Source organism: Promicromonospora sp. NPDC060204, from assembly GCF_042728455.1.
Taxonomy (GTDB): Bacteria; Actinomycetota; Actinomycetes; order Actinomycetales; family Cellulomonadaceae; genus Promicromonospora.
In genome coordinates, this window is the sequence record NZ_JBHWZO010000033.1 from 1 (window position 1) to 16,287 (window position 16,287).

The 16,287-nt window shown below is 73.6% G+C and carries 14 protein-coding genes; 11 read left to right on the forward strand and 3 right to left on the reverse strand.

The window, feature by feature from the left end; all coding sequences use genetic code 11:
* Window positions 1-103 precede the first annotated feature (103 nt).
* Window positions 104-832: a Maf family protein gene (locus ACFWEJ_RS06750; protein WP_377228429.1), complete on the forward strand. Its 729-nt coding sequence runs from the start codon at window positions 104-106 to the stop codon at window positions 830-832.
* Window positions 833-892: 60 nt separating this feature from the next.
* Here the strand turns inward: ACFWEJ_RS06750 and ACFWEJ_RS06755 are convergent, their stop codons facing one another.
* Window positions 893-1,888 (reverse strand): hypothetical protein, encoded by a 996-nt coding sequence (locus ACFWEJ_RS06755; protein ID WP_377228430.1) that lies wholly within the window; start codon window positions 1,886-1,888, stop codon window positions 893-895.
* Window positions 1,889-2,292: 404 nt separating this feature from the next.
* Here ACFWEJ_RS06755 and ACFWEJ_RS06760 point away from each other — a divergent pair, with 404 nt between their 5' ends.
* The 4 genes from ACFWEJ_RS06760 to ACFWEJ_RS06775 all read left to right on the forward strand — a co-directional run bounded on the left by ACFWEJ_RS06760 (window position 2,293) and on the right by ACFWEJ_RS06775 (window position 5,717).
* Entirely contained in the window at window positions 2,293-4,098 is a 1,806-nt protein-coding gene (locus ACFWEJ_RS06760) for an acetyl/propionyl/methylcrotonyl-CoA carboxylase subunit alpha (protein ID WP_377228431.1), read from the forward strand.
* A 125-nt stretch (window positions 4,099-4,223) separates the two neighbouring features.
* Window positions 4,224-4,694, forward strand: coding sequence for a hypothetical protein (locus ACFWEJ_RS06765; protein WP_377228432.1), 471 nt, complete (start codon window positions 4,224-4,226; stop codon window positions 4,692-4,694).
* Window positions 4,695-4,742: 48 nt separating this feature from the next.
* Window positions 4,743-5,243: an NUDIX domain-containing protein gene (locus ACFWEJ_RS06770; RefSeq protein WP_377228433.1), complete on the forward strand. Its 501-nt coding sequence runs from the start codon at window positions 4,743-4,745 to the stop codon at window positions 5,241-5,243.
* Between the two features lie 9 nt (window positions 5,244-5,252).
* The gene (locus ACFWEJ_RS06775) at window positions 5,253-5,717 is read left to right on the forward strand and encodes a hypothetical protein (RefSeq protein WP_377228434.1); all 465 of its coding nucleotides are present in this window, start codon (window positions 5,253-5,255) and stop codon (window positions 5,715-5,717) included.
* Window positions 5,718-5,733: 16 nt separating this feature from the next.
* Here the strand turns inward: ACFWEJ_RS06775 and ACFWEJ_RS06780 are convergent, their stop codons facing one another.
* On the reverse strand, window positions 5,734-7,290 hold the full coding sequence (locus ACFWEJ_RS06780; RefSeq protein ID WP_377228435.1) for an NAD(P)H-quinone dehydrogenase: 1,557 nt from the start codon (window positions 7,288-7,290) through the stop codon (window positions 5,734-5,736).
* Window positions 7,291-7,370: 80 nt separating this feature from the next.
* Here ACFWEJ_RS06780 and ACFWEJ_RS06785 point away from each other — a divergent pair, with 80 nt between their 5' ends.
* Both ACFWEJ_RS06785 and ACFWEJ_RS06790 read left to right on the forward strand, forming a co-directional pair.
* On the forward strand, window positions 7,371-8,210 hold the full coding sequence (locus ACFWEJ_RS06785; RefSeq protein WP_285102795.1) for a purine-nucleoside phosphorylase: 840 nt from the start codon (window positions 7,371-7,373) through the stop codon (window positions 8,208-8,210).
* A 77-nt stretch (window positions 8,211-8,287) separates the two neighbouring features.
* Window positions 8,288-9,997, forward strand: coding sequence for a phospho-sugar mutase (locus ACFWEJ_RS06790; protein ID WP_377228451.1), 1,710 nt, complete (start codon window positions 8,288-8,290; stop codon window positions 9,995-9,997).
* A gap of 17 nt (window positions 9,998-10,014) precedes the next feature.
* On the opposite strand, the gene ACFWEJ_RS06795 is transcribed toward ACFWEJ_RS06790, so the two are convergent.
* Window positions 10,015-11,085 (reverse strand): LCP family protein, encoded by a 1,071-nt coding sequence (locus tag ACFWEJ_RS06795; RefSeq protein WP_377228436.1) that lies wholly within the window; start codon window positions 11,083-11,085, stop codon window positions 10,015-10,017.
* A 122-nt stretch (window positions 11,086-11,207) separates the two neighbouring features.
* On the opposite strand from ACFWEJ_RS06795, the gene ACFWEJ_RS06800 reads away from it, so the two are divergent.
* The 4 genes from ACFWEJ_RS06800 to ACFWEJ_RS06815 are packed head-to-tail and all read left to right on the forward strand — an operon-like array spanning window position 11,208 to window position 16,273.
* Window positions 11,208-12,518, forward strand: coding sequence for a glycosyltransferase family 4 protein (locus tag ACFWEJ_RS06800; RefSeq protein ID WP_377228437.1), 1,311 nt, complete (start codon window positions 11,208-11,210; stop codon window positions 12,516-12,518).
* Entirely contained in the window at window positions 12,518-14,248 is a 1,731-nt protein-coding gene (locus ACFWEJ_RS06805) for a glycosyltransferase (protein ID WP_377228438.1), read from the forward strand. Before ACFWEJ_RS06800 ends, ACFWEJ_RS06805 begins: the two co-directional genes overlap by 1 nt.
* Window positions 14,245-15,147 carry an ABC transporter permease gene (locus tag ACFWEJ_RS06810; protein WP_377228439.1) on the forward strand — a complete coding sequence of 301 codons (903 nt, stop codon included), beginning with the start codon at window positions 14,245-14,247 and terminating at the stop codon, window positions 15,145-15,147. The genes ACFWEJ_RS06805 and ACFWEJ_RS06810 overlap by 4 nt, the downstream gene beginning before the upstream one ends.
* Window positions 15,137-16,273 (forward strand): ABC transporter ATP-binding protein, encoded by a 1,137-nt coding sequence (locus ACFWEJ_RS06815; RefSeq protein ID WP_377228440.1) that lies wholly within the window; start codon window positions 15,137-15,139, stop codon window positions 16,271-16,273. The genes ACFWEJ_RS06810 and ACFWEJ_RS06815 overlap by 11 nt, the downstream gene beginning before the upstream one ends.
* Window positions 16,274-16,287: the final 14 nt, after the last annotated feature.

Consider the following 16,287-nt stretch of genomic DNA (forward strand, 5'->3'; position numbering starts at 1 on the left):
GGCCCCTCGGGGGACCTGCACGTCTGACACGTGACCGGGGTCACTTTCGACAGATCTCGTATTTGCTGTTTCGTCCGGCCGCATTCTCGTTACTGTGGCGCGCGTGCCACGCCTGGTCCTCGCCTCCCAGTCCCCCGCCCGACTCGCGACGCTGAAGTCCGCCGGAGTCACGCCGGAAGTCGTCGTGTCCGGCGTGGACGAGGACAAGGTCCTCGCCGACGCCACGGAACGGTTCGGCGAGCTCGATCCCGCCGACGCCGTGCTCGTCCTGGCCCAGGCCAAGGCCGAGGAGGTGGCGTCCCGGCTGGAGGAGTCCTGGGCCGACGCCGAGGCCCCGGCCGACGGCGCTCCCGCCGAGGCCGGCTCTGCCGCTGCCGAGGCCGGCTCCCACGCCGCAGCGCCCGCCGACGTGATCGTCGTCGGCTGCGACTCCATGCTGGAGATCGACGGCACCATCGTGGGCAAGCCCGCGGACGCCGCCACCGCGCGCGAGCGCTGGCGCGCCATGCGCGGCACCAAGGGCGTGCTGCACACGGGCCACTGGGTGGTCGACCTGCGCGACGACGCCGCGGGCGGCACCGGCGGCACCCTCGGCTCGACGAGCTCGACCACGGTCTGGTTCGCCGACATCGACGACGACGAGATCGACGCCTACGTGGCCACCGACGAGCCGCTGCACGTGGCCGGAGCGTTCACCATCGACGGCCTCGGCGGCCCGTACGTCGAGCGCATCGAGGGTGACCACCACGGCGTGGTCGGCATCAGCCTCCCCCTCCTCCGCGAGCTCCTGACTGACCTGAACATCCCCTGGCGCGCCCTCCGGAACGCGTAACCGCAGGTGAGCGCGGAGCGGGTTGCACTCTGAGTACTCATTCCGCCACTGCCCCCGCGTTCACCTGCCGAGCTCGACCGGGCCCCGCAGCCGGGTCGCGGGGGTCCAGTGCAGGGCGGTCAGGCGGGTGGCGACGTCCGGACCGATGCCCTCGGCTCCCAGCGCCTCGGCTGCCGGGTAGCGGAGCACGACCAGACGGTCCGTGCCGACCAGGCCGTTCTGCCGCACGGAGTCGTCGGCAAGCATCGACCGGCCCGAGTGGAACGCACGCCCGTCGATCTCGACGACCAGGTACCGCCCGCCCGGCAGCCGCCAGACCAGATCGACCCGGGCCAGAAAGACGCCGGCAAGAGTGAAGGTCACCTGCTGACCGTCGGGCGGGACGCCGTGGTCCAGGCACGAGAGCCGCGCAGCCGTCTCGGCGGGTGATGCGTCCAGGGCCGACGCCAGGGGAAACCAGCCGAGGGCCTGCACCGAGCCGCGCCGGTGCCGCACCATGTCGCGCACCTGGTCGAGCGCCGACACATCGAGGAAGCCCTGGTGCAGCACACTGCCGAGCACCGCCACGCCCTCGTCCCGTGACAGACCCGGGAGCGCCTGCGCGAGCGCTGGGACCAGGGCCGCGATCCGCCTGCCCCGGTACCGCACCGTCGGGAAAGAGCGGTATCGGCGGAGGACGACCTCGGACCCGAGCCTCGCTGCCTCGCCGTCGGGCCGTGCCACCTCCGGCACGAGCCGCGCAGGCAGGCCGGCCACCCGGTGGAGCGCGAGCGCACAGGCCCCGACAGCGATCCCGTCCGGGACAGCGAGCATCCCGGCCCATGCGGCACGCCGGCGGACGTGCTCGAAGTAGTCGTCCCGCCGACGCCGCTCGACGGGGTCAGGGTCCGTGTCGTAGACGCACCGGGTGACGCGGGACCAGGTGCCAGCCTTGACCAGTCGTCCGACGGCGTACTTGTCCAGCCCTGCGGCGTCGCACTGGGCTTTGTTCACCAGCCCCTCCTGCGTGACGGCGTCCGACAGCAGACGCAGCGGGATCTTCCGTGGTGGTCGCATGATGCCGATCCCACACCGGCCGACGGCCCCACGGGTGCCGCCTGAGCCGCCCTGTGCACAACCACCCGAAACGACCCCCTGTGGTCGCACTCAACCCCCTCTCTCGACCCCGCCAACGCCCGCCGGGTCGATGCTGACTTCCCACCCCCGCAGATAAACGCGGGCCGGGTTGCACTCCGGGCGCTCATTCCGCAACTACCCCCGCGGTCGCCGCCCCCGGACCCCATCGGGCGGCGGCGTTTACCTGATACCCACAAGCCCGGGCGGCTCAGTGGACTGCACAGTGCCGACGCCATGTCTGAACCCCACAAACGGCCCGCTCCGGGGTTGGTCTGGGCTCCAGACTTTCTCCCCGGTGCCCGGAGCCGGTACATAGGTCCTGGATACCCGGGTTACGGTGAGCCGTGCCTAGTTCCAGCCTGCCCCGAACCATCTCGAAGGTGCTCATCGCCAACCGTGGTGAGATCGCCGTCCGCGTGGCCCGCGGATGCGCCGATGCGGGGCTGGCGTCCGTCGCCGTCTACGCCGACCAGGACCGCGAGGCCATGCACGTGCGGATCGCCGACGAGGCGTTCGCCCTCGGCGGCGCCCGCGCCGCCGACACCTACCTCGACCCCGCCAAGCTGCTCGACGTCGCCCGCCGGTCCGGCGCCGACGCCGTGCACCCGGGCTACGGCTTCCTGTCGGAGAACGCGGCGTTCGCCCAGGCCGTCCTCGACGCCGGGCTCGTCTGGATCGGCCCGCCGCCGTCGGCCATCGACGCGCTGGGCGACAAGGTGAGCGCGCGGCACATCGCGCAGCGCGCCGGCGCCCCGCTGGTGCCCGGCACGGCCGACCCGGTCAAGGACAGCAGCGAGGTGCGGGCCTTCGCCGAGGAGTTCGGCCTGCCCATCGCCATCAAGGCGGCGTTCGGCGGCGGCGGCCGCGGCCTGAAGGTCGCGCGCACCTTCGACGAGATCGACGAGCTCTTCGACTCGGCGGTCCGCGAGGCGACGGCGGCGTTCGGTCGCGGCGAGTGCTTCGTGGAGCGCTACCTGGACAAGCCGCGCCACGTGGAGACCCAGTGCCTCGCGGACACCCACGGCAACGTCGTCGTGGTGTCCACGCGCGACTGCTCCCTGCAGCGCCGCCACCAGAAGCTGGTCGAGGAGGCGCCCGCGCCGTTCCTCACGCCGGAGCAGGAGAAGTCCCTGTACATGGCCTCCGAGGCCATCCTGCGCGAGGCCGGGTACGTCGGTGCCGGCACCTGTGAGTTCCTGGTGGGCCTCGACGGCACCATCTCCTTCCTCGAGGTGAACACCCGCCTCCAGGTCGAGCACCCGGTGACCGAGGAGGTCACGGGGATCGACCTGGTCCGCGAGCAGCTGCGCATCGCCGCCGGCGAGCCGCTCGGCTACGACTCCCCCGCGATCCGCGGGCACTCCCTCGAGTTCCGCATCAACGGCGAGGACCCGGCGGCTGGCTTCCTGCCGGCGCCGGGCCGCCTGAACACGATCACGTGGCCGTCGGGCCCGGGTGTGCGCGTCGACACGGGTGTCGTCGCGGGCGACACCGTCTCCGGCGCCTTCGACTCCATGATCGCCAAGCTCATCGTCACGGGCGCCACGCGCACCCAGGCGGTCGAGCGGGCCCGCCGCGCCCTGCGCGAGCTCGTCGTCGAGGGCATCCCCACGGTGGTCCCGTTCCACAAGGCGGTGCTCGACGCCGAGGCGTTCGTCCCGACTGACGGCAAGCCGTTCCGCGTGCACACGCGCTGGATCGAGACCGAGTTCGCCGACGAGCTCAAGGCCCTCGCCCCGGCGCCCGCGCCGGCCCCCGAGGACGAGGTCGAGGAGGTCACGGCCGAGCGCGTCGTCGTCGAGGTGGGCGGACGCCGCCTGGAGGTCGTGCTGCCCGCGGGCCTCGGTGTGGCCGCAGGTCGCGCACGCACCGCCAACGCCGCCCGGCGCCCCGCGCGACGCGCCGGTGGTGGCAAGGCGTCGAGCGCCTCGACGGGCAACACGCTGGCCTCGCCCATGCAGGGCACCATCGTCAAGGTCGCGGTCGAGGACGGCGCGCAGGTGGCCGAGGGCGACCTGATCGTCGTGCTGGAGGCCATGAAGATGGAGCAGCCGATCCTGGCTCACCGCGCGGGGACGGTCCGCTCCCTGTCGGCGACGACGGGGGCGGGCGTGACGGCGGGCGCCCCGCTGTGCGAGATCGTCGACTGACCTGGGCTGTCACCGGAACTCATCGGGTGATTTCCGGCATCAAACGGGGTGAAAAGTGCCCTACGAGGCCTGATAGGCGCCACCCGTGCCCATCAGGCCTCGTCTGATCGGCTAGGTTCTGCGACGTGACACGCGTCGTAGTTCTCAGCCCCGAAGAGGCCATCGCCCTCGTCCGCCCCCGGAAGTCCCTTCCATCGTTCGTCAGCGAGCTGACCTGCGAGGACGGCGTCATCGCCGTCACCGCGGACCTGCGCCGCCTGACGTATGCCCCGCTGCCCGTCAAGATCGCGGCCAAGGCCGTCCCGGTCATGCACGCGTCGGCGCAGATCACGTCGGTGTGGCAGAACATCGCGGTGCTCAAGGTCGAGGCCGACGCCGCCGGCCTGCCCGCCACCAAGCTGCTCCCGCTCGCCTCCGGCACCATCGAGAAGATGGCGCGCAAGAGCGGCCTGCCCGAGAACGCCGTGCAGCTCCGCAAGGACGGCACGGTCTCGCTCGACCTGCTCGCGCTGATGCGCGGCCAGTTCACCGAGGTGACGGGCTTCCGGTTCGAGGGCGGCAAGGTCGTCGTCGAGGGTGTCCCCGCAGAGGACTGACCACGCCGGTCACTGACAGCCCGCGTCCGGACCTGAGAGACTGACGCCGTGCCGAACCCGACAGTGCCTCCCGCAGACCTCCACCGGCACGACGGCGACGGTTGGGTGACCTGCGGGGACCACCGGCACTGGGGCCTGTTCGGCGCGGCGGGGCTGTTCCTCGTGCGCCGGGACGTCACGGGGGCGCCGTCCGCCATGGTGCTCCAGCACCGCGCCCTGTGGTCCCACATGGGCGGCACCTGGGGCATCCCCGGCGGCGCCCTCGCCCCGGACGAGAAGCCGGAGGACGGCGCCCTGCGCGAGGCCGCCGAGGAGGCGGCGATCGAACCCGCCGCGGTGCACGTGGTGGGCACGCACGTGCTGGAGCACCCGGCCTGGACGTACACGACGGTCGTGGCCGACGTCGCTCCCGGCCATGCCGTCGAGCCGCGCGCCGCCGATCCCGAGAGCCTGGAGGTGCGCTGGGTCGGCCTGGACGAGCTCGACGGGCTGAACCTGCTGCCCGCGTTCGGTCACGCTCTGCCTCGCCTGCTCGCGTTGCTGGGTTAGGGTCGAATCGTGCATATCAGGATCGCTCCCGAAGAGGCGCTCGGCCTGGCGAGGATCGCCAAGCAGGCTCCGCCCGTCATCAGCTCCGTCGTCGGAGACGGCGACGTGATTCGTGTGGTCGCGGACCTGCGCCGTCTCGAGACGCTGCCCGGCCCGCTCAAGCTGGCCGTCAAGATCGCGCCGATCGTGCGGGGCGACGTCAAGCTCGCCTCGTTCGAGCGCGGGGTCGCCACGCTCGCCGTCGAGGTGAACGCGGCGGGTCTCCCGGCGCACCGGCTGCTCAGCCTGGCCGCGGCGCCGATCGAGCAGGAGGTCGCCAAGCAGGGCCTGCCGCCGGGTGTCGTGGACGTCCAGCCGGACGCGCGGATCGCCGTCGACGTCGAGCGCCTGCTGGAGGCCAAGTTCCCGGGCGTCACCGTCACGGGGGCGAAGGTCGAGGGCGGCCAGATCGTCCTGGACGCTTCGATCGCGTAGGGCCCCGGGCCTACTCCTACTTGCCGACCCGCGCGTCCAGCACCCGCGCACCCTCCGCGATGGACCCCGACAGCGACGGGTAGATCGTGAACGCGGAGGCCACGTTGTCCACCGTGAGCCGGTGCTGCACCGCCAGCGTGATCGGGAAGATCAGCTCGGACGCCCTCGGCGCCACGACCACGCCGCCGAGCACCACGCCGGCCTCGGGGTGCGCGAACAGCTTCACGAACCCGTCCTTGACGCCGAGCATCTTGGCGCGCGGGTTGCGCGCGAGCGGCAGCGTGGTGGTGATGTAGCGGGAGTTCTGCGCGCGCAGCTTCTCCTCGCTGTAGCCCACGGTCGCGATCTCGGGGGCCGTGAAGATGTTGGACGCGACCGTGCGCAGCGCCAGCGGCTGGACGGCGTCGCCCAGGGCGTGCGCCATCGCGATGCGGCCCTGCATGGCGGCCACCGAGGCGAGCGGGAGCACGCCGGTGCAGTCGCCGGACGCGTACACGCCGCGCACCGAGGTCCGCGAGACCCGGTCGACCACGACGTGGCCGCCGTCCGAGAGCCGCACGCCCGCCTCCTCCAGCCCGATGCCCGACGTCGCCGGCACGCCGCCGACCGCGACGAGCACGTGCGAGCCGTGCACCACGCGCCCGTCGGACAGCGTCACCTCGACGCCGTCGTCGGTACGCACCGCGGACGCCGCGCGCGAGCGCGACAGCACCGTCATGCCGCGGGAGCGGAACACGCCCTCCAGCAGCTCGGCGGCGTCCTCGTCCTCGCCCGGCAGCACCCGGTCGCGGCTGGAGACGAGCACCACGTCCGAGCCCAGCGCGTTGTACGCGCCCGCGAACTCGGCGCCCGTGACGCCCGAGCCGACCACGATCAGCCGCTCGGGGAGCTCGCGCAGGTTGTACATCTGCGTCCACGTGAGGATGCGCTCGCCGTCCGGCACCGCGGTGGGCAGCGTGCGCGGGGTGGCGCCGAGCGCGAGGAGCACGGAGTCGGCCTCCAGCACCTCGGTGGCGCCGTCCGCGAGCTCGGCGACCACGCGCGCCGGGCCGTCCAGCCGCCCCTTGCCCGCGACGATCCGGATGCCCTCGCGCTCCAGGCGGCCGCGGATGTCGGCGCTCTGCGCCCGCGCCAGCGCGAGCACGCGCTTGTTCACGGCCTGCAGGTCCACGAAGTGCTTGCGCTTCTCCGCGGTCGCGGCCGCGGACGCCGCCGCCTGCACGCCCGCCCCGCTCAGCGCGGGGGCGGCGTACGCGGAGACGACGGGGATGCCGCCGGTGGCCAGCGAGACGTCGACGTCGGACAGCGGGTCCACGACGTCGTCGGGCATGCGGATGCCGAGCTCGGGGGCCCGGTCGGCGATGGTCATCCACTCGGCGGTCGCGATGAGCGTCTTCGAGGGGACGACGTCGGTCAGGACCGCCGCGCCGCCCAGACCCTGCTGCTCCACGACCGTGACCTGAGCGCCCAGGCTGCGGGCCACGAGCGCCGCCTCGTAACCACCCGGGCCACCTCCCACGACGACGACACGGTGCGGGACAGCTGCGGGATCGAGGGGGGTCACGGGGTCCATTCTCGCATCGCCGGGAGGTACCCCGGATCCGCCGGCCCCGTGGGCGCGTGCCGGGGGGAAAGTGGCGATAACCTCGGACCATGAGTACGGAGCCAGATCTGGACGACCCCACGACCGACCCGTTCGACGTCGCTGCCGCGGCCGCCGAGTACATCGCGGCCAAGACCGGAGTGCCGGGACACGACATCGCCGTCGTGCTCGGGTCCGGGTGGGGCGGTGCGGCCGAGCTGATCGGCGACGTCGTCGCGGAGATCCCCACCGCGGAGATCCCCGGCTTCGTGCACCCCGCGGTCCAGGGCCACCGGTCCACCACGCGTTCGATCCGTGTCGAGCGGCCCGACGGCGCCGTCCGGCACGCCCTCGTGCTCGGCTCGCGCACGCACCTCTACGAGGGCCTCGGCCCGCGCCGCGTGGTGCACGGCGTCCGCACCGCCGCGGCCGCCGGCTGCGAGACGGTCATCCTCACCAACGGCTGCGGCAGCGTGCACATCGGCTGGCGTCCCGGCCAGCCGGTCCTGATCAAGGACCACCTGAACCTCACGGGGCAGACGCCGCTGGAGGGCGCCAAGTTCGCCGACATGACGGACGTGTACACGCCGCGCCTGCGCGACGTCGCCCGGACGGTCGACCCGGACCTGCCCGAGGGCGTGTACGCGCAGTTCCACGGCCCGCAGTACGAGACGCCGGCCGAGGTGAAGATGGCCTCCCTGATGGGCGCCGACCTGGTCGGCATGTCCACGGCGCTGGAGGCCATCGCCGCCCGGCACTGCCGGATGGACGTGCTCGGCATCTCCCTGGCCACCAACCTGGCCGCGGGGATCAGCCCCCACCCGCTCTCGCACGAGGAGGTGCTGGAGGCGGGCAAGGAGGCAGGGCCGCGCATCAGCGACCTGCTCGCCCGAGTGATCAAGCAGATCTGACGCCCGTGGCCACCGACCTGCCGACCGCCACCGGGGCCCCCTCGGCCCCCGATCTCGTCGCGCGCGCCGAGGCCTGGATGGCCGCCGACGTCGACGAGTCCGACGTCGAGGAGCTGCGTGCCCTCGTCGCCCGGACCGGCGACGAGAACATGGGCCACCTGGCCGTCGCCGAGCTCGCCGACCGGTTCTCCGGCCCCCTCCAGTTCGGGACGGCGGGCCTGCGCGGCGCGATGGCCGCCGGGCCGAACCGCATGAACCGCGCCGTGGTGATCGCCGCCGCGGCGGGGCTCGGCGCGTTCCTCCGGGCGGAGGCGGCCGGCGTGCCGCCGCGCGTCGTGGTGGGCTACGACGCCCGCTACCGCTCCGCCGACTTCGCCCGCGACACCGCGGCCGTGCTGGTCGCGGCCGGGGCAGAGGTGCTGCTCATGCCGGCGCCCGGGCCCACCCCGGTGCTCGCGTTCGCCGTCCGCCACCTGGCGGCCGACGCAGGCGTCATGGTCACCGCGAGCCACAACCCCGCCGCCGACAACGGCTACAAGGTCTACCTGGGCGGACGGGTCGTCGCGGGGCCCGGGCAGGGCGCCCAGATCGTCCCGCCGTACGACGCCCGGATCGCGGGCGAGATCGCCCGCGTGGGCGCCGCCAAGGACGTGCCGCGCGCAGGGTCCGGCTGGACCGTGCTCGGCCCGGAGATCACCGACGACTACCACCGGGCGGTGGCCACGCTGCACGACGGCGAGCCGCGCACCAAGCTCCGCATCGTCACCACCTCGCTGCACGGCGTGGGCGGCGCCGCGATCGCCCGCGTGCTCGCGGAGGCGGGCTTCGACGACGTCGTGCCGGTGGAGGAGCAGGTCGCGCCCGACCCGGACTTCCCCACGGTCGCCTTCCCCAACCCGGAGGAGCCGGGCGCGATCGACATGGCGCTGGCCCTGGCGCAGGACGCCCACGCGAACCTCGTCATCGCCAACGACCCGGACGCCGACCGCTGCGCCGTCGCCGTGTTCGACCCGCAGTACGGCACCTACCAGGGCGCCGAGACGGCAGGGTCGCAGGGCTGGCGCATGCTGCACGGCGACGAGGTCGGCATGCTGCTGGGCTGGGACGCGGCCGAACGCGCCGTGCGCGCCGGCACCGGCGGCACGCTGGCCTGCTCGATCGTGTCGTCGCGCGCGCTGGCCGCCATCTCGAACCACCACGGCCTGCAGCACGCCACGACGCTCACCGGGTTCAAGTGGATCTCGCGCAGCCCGGGCCTCGTGTTCGGGTACGAGGAGGCGCTGGGCTACTGCGTCGACCCCGTGCACGTGCGGGACAAGGACGGGCTGTCCGCGGCGGTCGCCGTCGCCCAGCTGGCCAACCGGCTGGCGAACGAGGGCCGCACGCTCCTGGACCAGCTCGACGACGTCGCGCGCGCCTGCGGGCTGCACGTGACCGGACAGGTGTCGGCGCGGTTCGAGGACCTCGCCCGGATCGAGACGACCATGACGTGGCTGCGGAACGCGCCGCCGTCGGAGCTGGCGGGCTCGCCCGTGAACTCCGCCCGGGACCTCGCGGAGGGCCTGAACGGCCTGCCGCCGACGGACGGCGTGGTGCTGCTGACCGTCGACGACACCCGGGTGATCGTGCGCCCCAGCGGCACCGAGCCCAAGATCAAGTGCTACATCGAGGTGGTGGCGCCGATCGACCCCGCGGCGTCCGCCGAGGAGCTGTCCACGGCACGTGTGGCGGCCCGCCGGCGCCTTGCCCTGGTGCAGGCGGACCTCCGCTCGATCCTGGGCCTCTGACGGGCCCGTAGACCGCCCTACTTCACGACGGCGGGCAGCACGTCCATGCTGCCCGCGTTGGCGGCCATGAAGTCCGGCAGCTCGTCCGCGGCCACGGCCTTCATGAGCGGGTCGAACGAGGCGCGGTCGAGCACCACGATCGACTGCCCGTCGGCGCTGCGCCCCGTCCCCGAGTAGGGGGCGGTCATGAACGTGATGTCGTTCGTCGAGATGTCCTTCGCGCTGTTGAACAGCTCCTGCATCCGGTCGAAGGTGAACCCCTCGTCCACGGCCACGGAGCTGGTGACGGCCCCGAGGAACGAGGCCATCTTCAGCGGGTCGCTCCGGTTGTTGTTGGCCTTGGCCACGATGGCCCGCATCCAGGCCTGCTGCCGCTGCACCCGGCCGAAGTCGCCGTTGGCCAGGGCGTGCCGCTCGCGGGCGAAGGCGAGCGCCTCCTCGCCCGTCATGGCCTGACGGACCGAGCCGCCCGCGCCGTCGGGCACCGTGATCTCGACGCCGTCCAGGGAGTCGGTCAGCGTGGTGAAGGACTCGAAGTCGGTCACCGCGAAGTGGTCGATGCGCACGCCCGTGAGGTCCTCGACGGTCTGGATCATCAGGCTCGGGCCGCCGTAGGAGAACGCGGCGTTGATCTTGGCCTCGCCGTAGCCCGGGATGGGCACCCAGGAGTCACGCGGGATGGAGATGGCCGCGGCGCTCTGCCGGTCGGCCGACAGGTGCACGAGCATGATCGCGTCGGTGCGCTGGGCGCCGGCCTCCCAGGCGGAGGGGTCGCCGGCGGAGATCCGGCTGTCGGAGCCGAGCACCAGGATGTTCACGGGGCCGGTGGGCCCCTCCGCGGGCGCGGCGCTGGGACGCGTCGACTCGTCGAGGCCCTCGAACGCGTCGAGCCGCTCCACGTTGCCGTCGAGCGAGGCGCGGTAGCCGAACCAGGCTGCGGTCGCGCCGCCGCCCACCAGCAGCAGGGCGCCGACGACGATCCCGGCCACGAAACCCTTGCCCCGCCGGCTGCGCCGCGCGTGACGCAGACCCCCGTCCACGGGGTTCGGTGCGGAGAGAAAGTCGTTCATTCGATCGGGTGCGGCCATGGCCGATGATCTTAGTCGCGAATTCGGCTACTACTCTTATGCGTGCCCCGCAACCTGAGAAAGCGCTTGCGGGTGAATTTCGATAAACCCCGGCGAGCCGCCGAACAGAGAGGAGAGCCCGCGTGGTCGCACGCGCCCGACGCCCGCAGAACCGCGCGATTCTCCTCGTCACACACCACTACGCACCCGAGTCGGGAGCCCCCCAGAGGCGCTGGGGCGCCCTCGCCGGGCACCTGGTCCCGGCGGGTTATCCGGTCACGGTACTGACGCCCCCACCCCACTACCCCTCGGGAAAGATCACCCATAATTCACCCGCTTTCCTGCCTGGTTCGGTAACCACCGGTACCCATGGCGAGAAGATCATCCGGGTGAATTTCCGCGAGCATTCCCACGGGCTCGGTTCGCGCGTCATGGACCAGGTCGTCGCCGCCGTCAGCTCGGTGCTGCGCGGGGTGCGCCCGTCCGCGGGCCGGCCCGCCGTCGTGATCGCCACCGTCCCGGGCATCCCGAGCGTCGTGGCCGGCTGGGCCCTCGCCCGCTGGCACCGGGCCCGCCTGGTCGTGGAGATGCGCGACGCCTGGCCCGACCTGATCGAGCCCAGCGGCATCCTGCTGCGCCGGGGCCGGACGGGCGACCTGCGCCGCGTGGTCCGCGACCTCGCGGCGCGCGTGGTGCACCGCACCGTGACCCGACTGCAGGCCCGGGCGGACCTCGTGGTCACCACGACCGCCGCGTTCGCCGAGGTGCTGCGCTCCCGCGGTGTCCGGAACGTCGCGGTGGTGCGCAACGGCACTGCGTTCGAGCCGGTCCGGGAGCACGCGGCCGTCGTCCTCGGCGACCGCCCCCTGCGCGTCGTGTACGCGGGCACCGTCGGCCGATCGCAGGGCCTGGACGTCGCGGTCCGCGCCGCCGCCCTGGTCCAGGAGCGCGGTTACGCGCTGGACGTGCGGATCGTGGGGCACGGCAATGAGCTGGAGCCGCTGCGCCGGCTGGCCGCCGAGCTCGGCGCCCCCGTGCGCGTGGAGCCGTCCGTGCCGTCCACCCAGGTGCGCGAGCTGTACGCCTGGGCCGACACCACGGTCGTCTCCCTGCGGGACTGGGCCCCGTTCGAGTGGACCGTCCCGTCCAAGCTGTACGAGGTCATGGCGTCGGGAGTCGTCGCGTCGGCGTGCCTCGCGGGCGAGGCGGCCAGCCTCGTCTCGGCGAACGGCGCGGGCGCCGTCGTGCGCCCCGGCGACGTCGAGGGCCTCGCCGACCTGTGGTGCGGCTGGCTGTCCGACGGCGTGGTGCCCGCCGCCTCGCCCGACGCCGCCGCGTGGGTCGCCGAGCACGCGAGCGACGAGGTGCTGGGCCACCGCTACGCGGAGCTGCTCGACGAGCTGCTCCCCCACCCGTTGCGGCCCGAGCCCGCCGACCGAGGGGCCCGGTTCTGATGGCACGACCGTTCCGGCGCGCGGGCGAGCTCGCGCGCAACCTGCGCTTCACCACGTCCTTCGTGGCCCGCACCGTGGTCGAGGACCCGCTGTGGCTCGCCGTCCAGGCCGCCCGGCGCGCGCCCGAGCGGGTGCGTCGCCCGCTGGTGGGCGCGCTGCGCCTCGCGCCGGCGCCGTCCGCGCGGCACGCCCTCGGGAGCATGCTCGCGGGCGACGTCACGGGTGCCGCCGGCGAGGCGGAGGCGCTGCTGGCACGCCCCGCGGGCCGCAGCCGCCGGGTCGCGGCGGAGGTCGCGGTGGCGGTGGGCCGCCCCGAGCTGGTCGACGGCGTCGCCGCGGCGGGACCCGCGCGCTACCGCGCGGCCTGGCTGCTGGGCGACGTCGAATCGATCGGGCCGGACGCGCCCGCCGGGCTGCGCGCGCAGGTGGCCGAGCTGCGGCCGGGCCCGCAGGAGGACCCCCGGGCGGCCGAGCCCTCGACGGCCGGGACCGCGCGCGGCGAGCGCCCCGTCACCGTGCTGCACCACCTGACCAACTCCCTGCCGCACACCCAGAGCGGCTATACGCTGCGCTCGCACGCGATCCTCGTGGCGCAGCAGGCCCACGGGCTCGCGGCATCGGCGACGACGCGGCCGGGCTACCCGCTGACCATCGGCTCGCTCGCGGCGCGCGGGACCGACGTCGTGGACGGCGTCGCCTACCGCCGGCTGGTCCCGGCACGCGCCGAGCCCGACGCCGCCCGCCGCGCCGCGCAGGAGACGGACCTGCTGGTCGCGGCCGCGCGCGAGGTCGGGGCGGACGTGCTGCACACCACCACGCCGTCGGCCGTCGGGTCGCTCGCCCGGGCCGCGGCGCGGCGTGCCGGAATCCCGTGGGTCTACGAGGTCCGTGGCCTGCCCGAGGAGACCTGGGTGGCGGCGCACGGCACCCCGGAGGCACGGGCGCGGGCGGCGGCGTCCCGCCGTCGGGCACTGATGCAGGCCAAGGAGACCGAGCTGGCGCTGGCCGCGGACGCCGTGGTGACGCTCAGCGGCACGATGCGCGACGCGCTCGTGGCGCGGGGCGTGCCCGCCGGGCACATCACCGTGGTGCCGAACGCGGTGCCGGACGCGCTGCTCACCGCGCACCACCCCACGCCGGAGGCGGCGCGCGCGGCCCTCGGTCTGCCCGCCGGCCCCGCCATCGGGACCGTGAGCAGCCTGGTCGACTACGAGGGCCTGGAGACCGTGGTCCGCACGGTCGCGACGCTCCGCGCGCGGGGCCACGACGTGACGGGCCTGCTGGTCGGCGACGGCGTCTCGCGGCCCGGCCTGGCGCGGCTGGCGCGCGAGCTCGGCGTGGCCGACCACGTCGTGCTCCCGGGCCGGGTGCCGCCCGCCGTCGCGCTGACGTGGCTGGCCGCGCTTGACGTCGTGCTGGTGCCCCGGCGCGACCACGAGGTGACGCGCCTGGTGACGCCGCTCAAGCCGGTCGAGGCCATGGCGGTGGGCCGGCCGGTGGTGGCGAGCGCGCTGCCCGCGCTCGTCGAGGCGGTGGGCGGTGCGGGACTGCACGTCGACGCCGGCGACCTGGAGGGCTGGGCCGACGCCGTCGGCTCGCTCCTGGACGACGCCGGCCGGCGGGCCGAGCTGGTGGAGCTGGGCCACGGGGTGGCTACGGAGAGGACATGGGTGCGTAACGCGGAGACCTACCTGGGCGTCTACCGGAACTGCCTGGGGGTGACGGCATGAGCGCGGGTCCCGAGACCGGGTCGTACGCGGCCCTGTTCGACGCCTCACCGACGACGACGAAGCTGGTCACGCTCGGCAACCTGTCGCGCGTGGGAGCGCGACCGCCGCTGGGGCAGTACGTGCGGCTCCTGTGGGCCCGCCGGCACTTCCTGTGGGCGGACGCGCGCGCGAAGGTCGCCAGCGGGACCCGGCAGAGCCTGCTGGGCAAGGCCTGGCTGGTGCTGAACCCGCTGATCGACGGTGGCGTCTACTACCTCGTGTTCGGGCTGCTCATGAAGAACGCGCGGGGTATCGACAACTTCGTCGGGTACCTGCTGATCGGCGTGTTCCTGTTCCAGTTCACCACCCAGTCGATCAACGGCGGCGCACGCTCGGTGCAGCAGGGCAAGAACCTGATCCGGGCGTTCACGTTCCCGCGCGCGGCGCTGCCGATCTCCGTGGTGCTGCGCAACCTGCTCAACCTGGGCCCGACGCTGCTCACGCTCGGCGTGCTGATCTACTTCACGCCCCCGGCCGAGGAGTACACCTGGCGCCTCGCGCTGGTGCCCGCCGCCCTGGCGCTCCAGGTCATGTTCACCACGGGCCTGTCGCTCCTGGTGGCCCGGTGGGCCGCCGCGCTGCCGGACATCACCAACCTCATCGGCATGGTGATGCGGGTCTGGCTCTACGGGTCTGCGGTGTTCTTCTCGTTCGACCACCTGCTGTCCGACAACCCCGACCTGAAGGTGTGGCTCGAGGCGAACCCGATGTTCATCGTGCTCGACATCGTGCGGGACTGCGTCCTGTACGCGACGACGCCCGACCCCATGCGCTGGGCCGTGCTCGGCGCCTGGAGCGTGGGGCTGCTCGTGGTCGGGTTCGTCGTCTTCTGGCGGGCGGAGGAGAGCTATGGCCGCTGACCTCGACTACCCCATGCCCCCGCCGCTGGGCCAGAACGGCCCGGCGTCCATGCCGCTGCCCGCCCAGGCGGCACAGCGGCCGCTCACCGGCGCCATCCCGATGTCGGTGCAGGCCCCGCCCCACACCGGACAGTTCGCCGCCGTCGGGCCGAAGTCCGGGAGCACCCCGGTGCTGTGGCCCACGGTGGCCGTGCAGGGCCTGCGGATGTTCTACCGGACGCCGTCCACGGACACGACGCACGGCCGGCGCGCCAAGGTGAAGCGCGCGGTGCTCAACGTGCTGGGCCAGGAGCCCAAGGTGACGGTGCGCGCCCTGACGGACATCTCGTTCGTCGCGAACTCCGGCGAGCAGATCGGCCTCGTGGGGCAGAACGGCTCCGGCAAGAGCACGCTGCTGCGGATCATCGCCGGCCTGGAGAAGCCCACCAAGGGGCAGGTGCTCGCCGAGAGCACGCCCGTGCTCATCGGCGTGAACGCCGCCCTGGTGCCCGACCTGCCCGGCGAGGAGAACGTGCGCCTGGGCTGCCTGGCCATGGGGCTCTCCCCGGCCGAGGCCGAGGCCGCGATCCCGGACGTCATCGAGCTGGCCGGCCTGGGCAAGTCCATCTACCTGCCCATGCGCACCTACTCCTCGGGCATGGCGGCGCGCCTGCGCTTCGCCATCGCGACGGCGGCGCGCCCCCACATCCTGCTCATCGACGAGGCCCTGGCCACCGGCGACGCCGCGTTCAAGGAACGCAGCGAGGCCCGGATGACCAGGCTCCGCGAGGAGGCGGGCACGGTGTTCCTCGTGAGCCACGCGGCGCAGACCATCGAGGAGTCCTGCACCCGGGCCATCTGGCTGCACCACGGCCGCCTGGTGCTCGACGGCGAGGCGCAGGACGTCGCCGTCCGGTACCGCAAGTGGGCCTGGGCCTTCGCCAAGGACAAGCCCGACGAGGCCAGGCGGATCCTCGAGGAGGCGTTCGCCGAACGCCGGGAGACGCAGGTTCGGATCGACGCGCCGGAACCGCCCAAGGGGCGGGTGCGGGAACGGCACGCACGACCGACCGGCCGCGACGCCAAGCAAGCCGCTGCCTCGGCCGCCCGCGCCGCGGCCATCCGCGCGGAGAGGAGCGACCTGTGAGCCGTCCGCTCGTC